General features: G+C 61.7%; 6 protein-coding genes. 5 read left to right on the top strand and 1 reads right to left on the bottom strand.

What is annotated here, in order from left to right; genetic code table 11:
• The first annotated feature begins 302 nt into the window (after positions 1 to 302).
• The 5 genes from lexA to VFN25_RS12275 all read left to right on the top strand — a co-directional run bounded on the left by lexA (position 303) and on the right by VFN25_RS12275 (position 7,760).
• Positions 303 to 929, top strand: coding sequence for a transcriptional repressor LexA (lexA, locus tag VFN25_RS12295; RefSeq protein WP_325142304.1), 627 nt, complete (start codon positions 303 to 305; stop codon positions 927 to 929).
• Positions 926 to 1,537 (top strand): translesion DNA synthesis-associated protein ImuA, encoded by a 612-nt coding sequence (imuA, locus tag VFN25_RS12290; protein ID WP_325142302.1) that lies wholly within the window; start codon positions 926 to 928, stop codon positions 1,535 to 1,537. Before lexA ends, imuA begins: the two co-directional genes overlap by 4 nt.
• Before the next feature lie 15 nt (positions 1,538 to 1,552).
• Complete coding sequence (locus tag VFN25_RS12285; protein WP_325142300.1) at positions 1,553 to 2,965, top strand: DNA polymerase Y family protein; 1,413 nt, start codon at positions 1,553 to 1,555, stop codon at positions 2,963 to 2,965.
• Positions 2,966 to 3,091: 126 nt separating this feature from the next.
• A complete protein-coding gene (locus VFN25_RS12280; RefSeq protein WP_325142298.1) occupies positions 3,092 to 6,211 on the top strand; it encodes an error-prone DNA polymerase in 3,120 nt (1,039 codons plus the stop codon).
• Positions 6,212 to 6,401: 190 nt separating this feature from the next.
• A complete protein-coding gene (locus VFN25_RS12275; protein WP_325142296.1) occupies positions 6,402 to 7,760 on the top strand; it encodes a 3-oxoacid CoA-transferase in 1,359 nt (452 codons plus the stop codon).
• Between the two features lie 485 nt (positions 7,761 to 8,245).
• On the opposite strand, the gene VFN25_RS12270 is transcribed toward VFN25_RS12275, so the two are convergent.
• Positions 8,246 to 9,699, bottom strand: a 1,454-nt coding sequence (locus tag VFN25_RS12270) for an anti-phage dCTP deaminase (protein WP_325142294.1), incomplete at its 5' end; no start/stop codon positions are given.

Below are 9,699 nucleotides of genomic sequence, written 5' to 3'. Positions count from 1 at the left end.
CGCACGACCCAAAGATCTCTTCTGACCACTTCCATTCGTTGCTCACCATGACTACGCCCTCTGTTGGCATGTAAATCATGGAGTTACAGACTAAAGCGCAAGAAAGATGTGATCAAGAGACAGGCGCAGGCAGGGGCCCAGTGACTCTGGCTTTGTCGATAAAGATCACCGCCATGCATGGCGCTGACTTCGCGCTCGTCATTCCGGCCCTTCGGCTTGAGTTCCATTTTCTCGTCATCCCGGCGGTAGTAGCCTTTCCGGCATCCATTGCCGGCCCTGCAATTACCCTATATATTTAGGGTATGAGCACCCTCACCGCGCGCCAGCAGCAAATCCTCGATTTCATCCGTGAACGCATCACCGGTGAAGGCGTGCCGCCGAGCCTGGCCGAGATTGCCGAGGCGTTTGGCTTTGCCGATCCGAGTTCGGCCCAGCATTTTGTCTCGGCGCTGGTGGCCAAGGGCGCGTTGCTGCGCGAACCGGGCAAGCGGCGCAACCTGCGTCTCGTCGATGGCCTCGGCAGAGGCGACAGCGAGGAGGGTCTGCGCCTGCCGGTGGTTGGCCGGGTCGCGGCAGGTCAGCCGATTCTTGCCCAGGATCATATCGAGCGCACCGTGCTGATCGATGCCGACCTGTTCCAGCCGCGCGCCGACTTCGTCCTCCGCGTACAGGGCGAGAGCATGCGCGATGCCGGCATTCTCGATGGCGACTGGGTCGCCGTGCAGCGCAGCGCCGAGGCGCGCAGCGGCCAGATCGTGGTTGCGCGGCTCGATGACGAAGTCACCTTGAAGCGTCTGCGTCGAACCCGCAGCGGTATCGAGTTGCACCCCGAGAATCCCGATTTTTCGGTGATCCGGGTCGATCCGCGCCAGCACCATTTCGCCATCGAAGGTATCCATGTCGGCCTGATCCGCCGCGGTCCTCGATGAGTGCCGTCGCCTTGCAACAGGTGTTGCGCGATCCGCGCATCTGGCGCGGTCCGCAAACCGCGGCGGTCGTCGCCGAAGCCAGCGGTCATGCCCACCTCGATGCATTCCTGCCGGGCGGCGGCTGGCCGCTCGGTGCGCTTTCGGAAATCCTCATCGAGGCCGACGGGCTTGGCGAAATGAGCCTGCTGCTGCCGGTGCTGGCCCGGCTCAGCGAGGGCGAGCGGCCGATCGTCATGGTCGATCCGCCGTATCTGCCGTATCCGGTCGCCTTTGCCCAGGGCAAGTTGCGCAGTGCGCGCGTGCAGGTGCTCAAGGTGCGCGGCAAGGATGCCTGGTGGGCGGCCGAACAATGCCTGGCCAGCGCGGCCTGCGCGGCGGTGTTGTGCTGGCCGCAAGGTATCGACGAGCGCGGCTTGCGTCGCCTGCAACTCGCTGCCGAATCCGGGCGCTGCCTGGCCTTCGCCTTTCGCGATCAGCGCCACGCCGCACAGGCATCACCGGCGGCGCTGCGCCTGCGCGTGCACAGTGGCTTGCGCGTGCAGGTGCTCAAGTGCCGGGGCCGCACGGCGACCTCGGCGCTCGCCCTGGCCGATGTTTCGGGCTTGTGAGCGGATGTTCCGTCGATGCTGTACGCAACTATCCTGCTGCCGGATCTGGCGATTGATGGCGCCATCCTCGACGGTCTCGATGCGAGCCGGGCGTTTGTCCTGATCGATGGCCCGTTGCAACGCCGGCATGTGGTTGCCGCATCGAACGCCGCGCGCGCCGCCGGCATCCACCATGGCCAATCGCTGGCGGCGGCGCAGGCGCTTTTGCGGAGCCTGCACGCAGCACCGTTCGATGCCGAGGCAACAGCGCGATTGCGCGCTGCAGTGGCCAGCATCGCCTATGCCTACAGCGAGCAGGTGGCTATCCGCGAGACCGATGCGGTGACCCTCGAAATCGGTGCCAGCCTGCGCTACTTCGGCGGCTGGCCGAAACTCGCACGCAGCCTGCGTCGGCAATTGCGCCGACTCGGTTTGCAGCATCGGCTCGGCGTGGCGGCGACACCATTGGCTTCGCTGCTGGCGGCCGCTGACCGCGATGGCCGCATCATTGATGACAAGGGCATGCGCGTTCTGCTGCGCGACACGCCGCTGGCCGGCGCGCGCCTCGACGCCAGGGCGGTGACGATGCTCGAAGCGATGGGCCTGCGTCGTCTCGATGAAGTACTGGCCTTGCCGCGTGCCGGCCTGCGTCGGCGCTTCGGTGCGGACTTGATGGATCATCTCGATCGCCTGGTCGGGCAGCGCGCCGATCCGCTGCAACCGTGGCGTCCAGCCGAGCAGTTCAGCGCCGGTCTCGAACTCGATGCCGAAGTGCATGCGACCGCAGCGATCCTGTTTCCGCTGCGCCGTTATCTGCAGCAACTGGCGGCTTTTCTCAGCTGTCGCGATGGCGGCGTGCAACGCTTCGAACTGAGTCTTCTGCACAGTCGCGGCGAGCCGACCGTGCTTAACGTCGCCATGGCCAGCCCCGAGCGCGATGCCCAGCGTCTGTTCGAACTGGCCCGACTCAAACTCGATCGCGTCGAAGTGGCCTCTCCGATCATCGGCCTGCGCGTGCGTGCCGATGAGTTGCCGCCGTTCGTGCCGCTGCGCGGTGATCTGTTCGAGCGCTCGGCGACGGCCCTGAACAGCTGGCAGGCGCTGACCGACCGACTGCGCGCGCGCCTCGGCGACGAGGTGTTGATGACGCCGATCGAACAGGCCGATCATCGCCCCGAGAAAGCCTGGAGCGCGGCACCCGGCGCACGCGTCGGCCATATCGATTGCGGGCCACGACCGCTGTGGCTGTTGCCGCGTCCGATCCCGCTGCGCGATCGCGCCCCGCGCGTGCTCAGCGGACCGGAGCGCATCGAAAGCGGCTGGTGGGATGACGACCAGGCCGGCCGCGATTACTACGTCCTCGAAACTTCGCTCGGCCAGCGTGCCTGGGCATTCCGCGAGGCCGGCCAGCAACACGGGCCGTGGTTGTTGCATGGCTGGTTTGCCTGAGGCCGCGATGATGGACGCGCAGGCGAATGAAGCGGGATTTGGCGAACCGATTGTTGATTCGGTCCCAAGGCAAACCCTTCTGCTCGTCATCCCGGCGTTCGCCGGGATGACGGCGAGATTGGGCTGATGGGTATTGTGGCCCCACTCAACACACTGCCCGACTATGCCGAACTGCATTGTCTTTCGGCGTTCTCATTTTTGCGTGGGGCGTCATCGGCGCTGGAGTTGTTCGAGCGCGCGGCCGGGTTGGGCTATCGCGCCCTGGCGATCACCGACGAGTGCTCCTTGTCCGGAATCGTGCGTGCGCTGGAAGCCTCACGGAAGACCGGGCTGGCCTTGATCGTCGGCAGCGAGTTCCGCTGCGTGGAAGGCTTGCGCATCGTCTTGCTCGCGGAAAACCTCGCTGGCTATCAGGCCCTGTGTGCGCTGATCACGCGCGCACGTCGACGTGCGGTTAAAGGCACTTATGAAATCCACCGCGAAGATCTGGCCGGACTCGATGGCCTGCTTTGCTTGTGGCTGGCCGATGCCGAACCCGAGGTCGACGACGCGCAGTGGTTGCAGCAACATTTCCGCGGTCGCCTGTGGCTGGCGATCGAACTGCATCGTGGCGCGCGTGATGCGAAGCGACTGACGCGTCAGCTCGCGTTCTGTGAAGAACACGAAATACCCGCCGTGGCCAGCGGCGATGTACACATGCATGTGCGCTCGCGCCGGCGCCTGCAGGATACGATCACCGCGATCCGTCAGCGCACGACGATTGCCGAGGCCGGCGCCCATCTGTTTCCGAATGGCGAGCGTCATCTGCGCAGTCGCGAGGCGCTTGCCGCGATCTATCCACGCCAGCTACTCGATGAAACCCTGCGCATCACCGAACGCTGCCAGTTTCATCTCGACAACCTCAACTACCAGTATCCGCAGGAGCTCGTGCCGACTGATGAAACGCCGATCTCGCATCTGCGCAAACTGACTTATGCCGGTGCCGCGCTGCGCTGGCGCGAAGGTCTGCCGGCGGCGATGACACAACAAATCGAACACGAACTTCGCCTGATCGAAACGCAAGCTTACGAAGCGTTCTTCCTGACCGTGCACGACATCGTGCGTTTCGCGCGCAGCCAGCACATCCTCTGCCAGGGGCGCGGCTCCTCGGCGAATTCAATCGTCTGTTATTGCCTACACATCACCGAGGTCGATCCGCGCCGCGTGCAGATGCTGTTCGAGCGTTTCATCTCGATCGAGCGCGACGAGCCGCCCGATATCGATGTCGATTTCGAGCACGAGCGACGCGAGGAGGTGATCCAGTACATCTACGCCAAGTACGGACGCGAGCGCACCGCGCTGGCGGCGACGGTGATCTGCTATCGCGGCCGCAGCGCCCTGCGTGATGTGGCCAGGGCGCTCGGCCTCGGCAGCGATCAGGTCGAGGAACTGAGCCGCTGCATCAGCCATCACGACAGCGCCGACGCACTCGATGAACGCCTGCGCGAGCGCGGTTTCGACCCGGCGGCGAAAGTGATCCAGCAATTGATCGCGCTGACCCGACAGCTGATCGGCATGCCGCGGCATCTGTCCCAGCATGTCGGCGGCTTCGTCATTTCCGGCCAGCCTCTGTCGCTGCTGGTGCCGATCGAGAATGCGGCGATGGCCGAACGCACGATCATCCAGTGGGACAAGGACGATCTCGAAACCATGCGCCTGCTCAAGGTCGATTGCCTGGCGCTGGGTATGCTCACCTGCATCCGCAAGTGTCTCGATCTGCTGCGTGACAGCGATCGTCGCGATCTCAGCCTCGCCGACATCGCCGCGACCGATCGCAGCGATGACGACAGCGCGCGACGGACCTGGGACATGATCTGCAAGGCCGACACGCTCGGCGTATTCCAGATTGAATCGCGCGCGCAGATGGCGATGCTGCCGCGTCTCAAGCCGCGCAGCTATTACGACCTCGTCGTCCAGGTCGCAATCGTGCGCCCCGGCCCGATCCAGGGCGACATGGTTCATCCCTATCTCAAGCGGCGTCAGGATCCGTCGCTGGTCGACTATCCCTCGGCCGAACTCGAACCGGTGCTCAAGCGCACCCTCGGCGTGCCGCTGTTCCAGGAGCAGGTCATGCAGCTGGCGATCACCGCCGCCGGTTTCAGTCCCGGTGAGGCTGATCAGCTGCGTCGTGGCATGGCCGCGTGGAAGCGTCGCGGCGGACTCGAGTATTTCCATGACCGCTTCGTCAACGGCATGCTCGGCAAAGGTTACGACAGCGAGTTCGCCGAGCGCCTGTTCAATCAGTTACGCGGCTTCGGCAGTTACGGATTTCCCGAATCGCATGCGGCCAGTTTCGCCCTGCTCACCTGGTTCAGTTGCTGGCTCAAATGCAATGAGCCGAGCGCCTTTGCCTGCGCCCTGCTCAATGCGCAGCCGCTGGGTTTCTACGCGCCGAGCCAGATCATCCAGGATCTGCGTCGCCACGGCGGCATCGTCAGCCCGGTCGATGTGCGCTTCAGCGAGTGGGATTGCAGCCTTGATCCGTGTCCGCGCGATCAGCAACCGGCGTTGCGTCTCGGCCTGCGCGAAGTGCGCGGCCTCGCCGAAGCCAGGGCCCGGGCCATCGTCGAAGCCCGACGGCAATCGGCATTTCGCGATATCCAGGATCTGGCCGAGCGTGCCGGACTCGATCACGGCAGCCTCGCGCGGCTGGCCGAAGCCGATGCCTTGCGTGGACTCGCCGGCCATCGCCATCGCGCACGCTGGCAGGTCGCCGGCGTCGAGAAGCAGTTGCCGCTGTTCGATGGCATCAGCACCGATGAAGACGCGATCCGCCTGCGTCCGCCAACGCCGCGCGAAACCGTGATCGCCGATTACGCCGCGACTGGCCTCAGTCTCGGCCCGCACCCGCTCGCCTTGTTGCGCAAACAACTGAAGGCACGCCGTTGCACCGCCGCACGCGATCTCGAACAGGTGGGCCATGGCCGCACCATCCGTGTGGCCGGCCTGGTCACTTTGCGCCAGCGCCCGCAAACCGCGGCCGGCGTGACCTTTCTGACCCTCGAAGACGAGAGCGGCCTGTTCAATATCGTGGTCTGGCAGCGCATCGCCGAACGCCAGCGCCGCGTGCTGCTCGAATCGCGTTTGCTCAGCGTCAGTGGCCGTCTCGAATGTGTCGACGGTGTGCAACACATCATCGCCGAACGCCTTGAGGACTATACTCAGCTGTTCGATGCGCTCGATTCGCGCTCACGTGATTTTCGCTGATCGGCGAACTTCGCCGAACCCATCGCTGGCAATCGTTGTCTGCACCAGTCACGAAGCCAACACGTTTGCCATTGTCCGAAAGGCCGCATTGAACCAATCGCCTCTGCATACTAGGCTGATCAAACTCCCCCTGATGTCAGCGACGCCGTTCAGCCCGTAACGTCACCGACCCAAGCTCAAGGATCCGACCGTGAAAAAAGTCTATGCCTCCGCCTCCGCAGCACTTGAAGGCCTGCTCTTCGACAACATGACGATTGCCGCTGGCGGTTTTGGCCTGTGCGGCATCCCGGAAAACCTGATCCAGGGCTTGCTCGATGCCGGCACCAAGGGACTGACCATCGTCGGCAACAACGCCGGCGTCGACGATTTCGGCATGGGCCCGCTGCTGAAGACACGCCAGGTCAAAAAGGTCATCGCCTCGTATGTCGGCGAAAACAAGGAATTCGAGCGCCAGGTGCTGGCCGGTGAGCTCGAACTCGACCTCGTTCCACAGGGCACCCTGGCCGAGCGTCTGCGCGCGGGCGGTGCCGGCATTCCCGGTTTCTACACGCGTACCGCGTTCGGCACCAAACTCGCCGAGGGCAAGGAAACCAAATCCTTCGACGGCACCGAATATGTGCTCGAATCGGCGATCAAGACCGACGTCGCCTTCGTCAAGGCCTGGAAGGGCGACAAGTTCGGCAACCTGATTTTTCGCAAGACCGCGCGCAACTTCAATCCGATGATCGCGACCTGCGGCAAGGTCACCGTCGTCGAGGTCGAGGAACTGGTCGAGACCGGGACGCTGGAGCCAGATCAGATCCACCTGGCCGGCATCTACGTCGATCGCATCATCCAGGGTGCGAAATACGAGAAGCGCATCGAGTTCCGCACCCTGTCGGACGGCGCGCCATCGGCCAAATCCAGCCCGGTCCGCGAGCTGATGGCTCAACTGGCGGCGCGCGAATTGCGTGATGGCTACTGCGTCAACCTCGGTATCGGCATTCCGACTCTGGTCGCCAACTACATTCCGGAAGGCGTGCAAGTCACCCTGCAATCGGAAAACGGCCTGCTCGGCATCGGCCCGTTCCCGACCGAAGCAACCGTTGACGCCGACCTGATCAACGCCGGCAAGCAGACCATCACGACGATCCCGGGCAGCAGCTTCTTCTCCAGCGCCGATTCGTTCGCGATGATCCGTGGCGGCCATATTGATCTGTCGATCCTCGGCGGCCTCGAAGTCTCCGAGGGCGGCGATCTGGCCAACTGGATGGTGCCGGGCAAAATGGTCAAGGGCCCGGGCGGCGCGATGGACCTGGTCGCCGGCGTCAAGCGCGTGGTCGTGCTGATGGAGCACACCGCCAAGGACGGTTCGCCGAAGATCCTCAAGCAATGCGCACTGCCGCTGACCGGCAAGGCCTGCGTCGACAAGATCATCACCAACCTGTGCGTATTCGAAGTCGCCGAAGGCGGCGGCCTGACCCTGACCGAGCTGCACCCGGGCGTCAGCCTCGAGGACGTGAAGTCGAAAACCGGCTGCGACTTCAAGGTCGCAGCGGGCGTCGGCTGATCGTATCGGTCAGGTAATGGCGGGATAGATACGCGGTTCGAGGTTCACAACCTTGACCGCGTATTCCGCACGTCAAGGCGGGGAACCTCCTGGAGAATTGCTCGCGACCGATGACCGCTTGCGAACCCGGCGGTCACTCGAAAGTGCTCACTGACCCGGGTTCTTCAGTATTCAAAAAAGAAGAAGAGCCACCCTACTGGCGGCCTCTCAGCGAATCATTCTAGTCAATCTATCTCAATCACAAAGTATAGGCTTCCTGGTTGATTCTGAAGAATCCTTCTGGCGGCCCTCATTTTCACTTTCACGTCTCCGCGAGAAGGCTTCCTTTACTGAATCCGGAAGTTGCTGGGTCCTCTGTACAGCCTCTTTCAACTGCTGTTCCAGCCTAGGATCTTTGAGAGTCATCGTCATATCCCCATCTTCAGTTCGTTTTGATGTGTGTCATTCATCCTTTAGGTTCCGCTACAGCTAATTGCATCATCTTCTTAACCCTCTGCAGAGGCAAGCGCCTTGTCGAATTCATCCAAAATCAGGTCCTCCTGAGTAATGTACCTATCAGGCGCGGATTTGAACCTACGCTGCCGAAGACTCGGCTCTGCACGAACGGCCTTACCGGAAGAGTTTTTCCTCTGGACCATTGAAAACATAGACCCATATCTCCTCGGTGATATCCCATTGAACGCTTGGAAGGTTACCTTCCCTTCAGCTAGTTTCGGGCTATCGACCACCAAGGAATCATCATGCAGGTCTTTAGCTCGGCTCTTAGGATAGGGTTCGATATAGACAACGCGTTTCGCACCGGCTGCGACAATGTGCCGCGCGCAAACATGACATGGAAATGTCGTTACAAAGAGAGTCGCATCTTGAACAGCCAACCCACGACGGGCAGCATCGGCAATGGCAGCCATTTCCGCGTGAACAATGCGCCCGAATTCCAGCAGATTGTTAATCCCGATTCCCTTGAGCAACGATGCATCGCCATTTCCCATCAGCTTTTTGATCTGCTCTTCCGAACTTAGCTCGGCAACAGATTGTTCTAGCCAGCCAGTTTCTGAGAGCCGATAGATCAACTCTGCTACCAACTGCTTTTTCTCAAAAGCGCTGCTATCGAATCCCCGTTGGAAGTCTCTGCCATCGTCGTCACTTGGCCAATATTGGCCGCCACCAGCTCTCGGAACATCGTTGCAACCAACGGCTATCAAATTACCCTCGGAGTCGCACAACGCGGCCCCTACCTGACGGGATAGATCGGCCGAGCGAAGCGAAACTCCCCAGGCAAGAAACATCCCGTATTCATCGACCGTAGGGGTGATGAATGGGTGCCCGAACAATATATCAATGAATCGTTCCATTGCCCTGAGACCAGCAATGCGATTCGTCATGCTGATGAAATAGTCGGCGTTGGCAAAGACTTCCGACACGCGCTGCCCCAGGGGCGAACCGGCCTGCTCGTCCCGATTGACGATCTGTTCAGCAGTGGAACGATGCTTTTCGGGATCAAAAGCTTCGCGCGTTCTCGCAATTCGTCGAGCAAGACTATCAACCCGGCGATCTCTTGGTTGGTAGAAAGAGATCGCAACAAACGCATCCTCATAGATGTCTCGAAGTAGCTCCAATTCCTTTGGATTCTTCAGCGATAGGAAGACGTAGGCAATCGGCTTAATGTCGCCGCCTTCGCTTTTCACTTTGGCTTCCTTTCGGTAAGCCAAGACTTCAAGGAGCGCGAGCTTGACCAGCGCCGCGCCATCGCTAAATTTCTTGCGAAACGCGTCGCCAGCATCCATCAGCGAAAGGATGCGCTCGTCCTCAAAAGAGTGGCCGCTACTCTGTTGGTTGTCCATTACGGGAATCAACGAGCTGATTTTGATCTTGTGGACATCAAAGCCTAACTTCTTAAGGCGATCGTCCATGCAGTCAATTGCAGCCAAGTAGTCGAAGA

This window comes from Dokdonella sp. (assembly GCF_035703485.1).
Lineage (GTDB): Bacteria > Pseudomonadota > Gammaproteobacteria > Xanthomonadales > Rhodanobacteraceae > Dokdonella.
This window is presented reverse-complemented; position numbering and strand designations above follow the sequence as displayed.

Bases quoted from the DNA above. Each gene is read 5' to 3' on its own strand.
- imuA (WP_325142302.1), top strand. From the start codon at position 926: ATGAGTGCCGTCGCCTTGCAACAGGTGTTGCGCGATCCGCGCATCTGG.
- lexA (WP_325142304.1), top strand. From the start codon at position 303: ATGAGCACCCTCACCGCGCGCCAGCAGCAAATCCTCGATTTCATCCGT.
- VFN25_RS12280 (WP_325142298.1), top strand. From the start codon at position 3,092: ATGGGTATTGTGGCCCCACTCAACACACTGCCCGACTATGCCGAACTG.
- VFN25_RS12285 (WP_325142300.1), top strand. From the start codon at position 1,553: ATGCTGTACGCAACTATCCTGCTGCCGGATCTGGCGATTGATGGCGCC.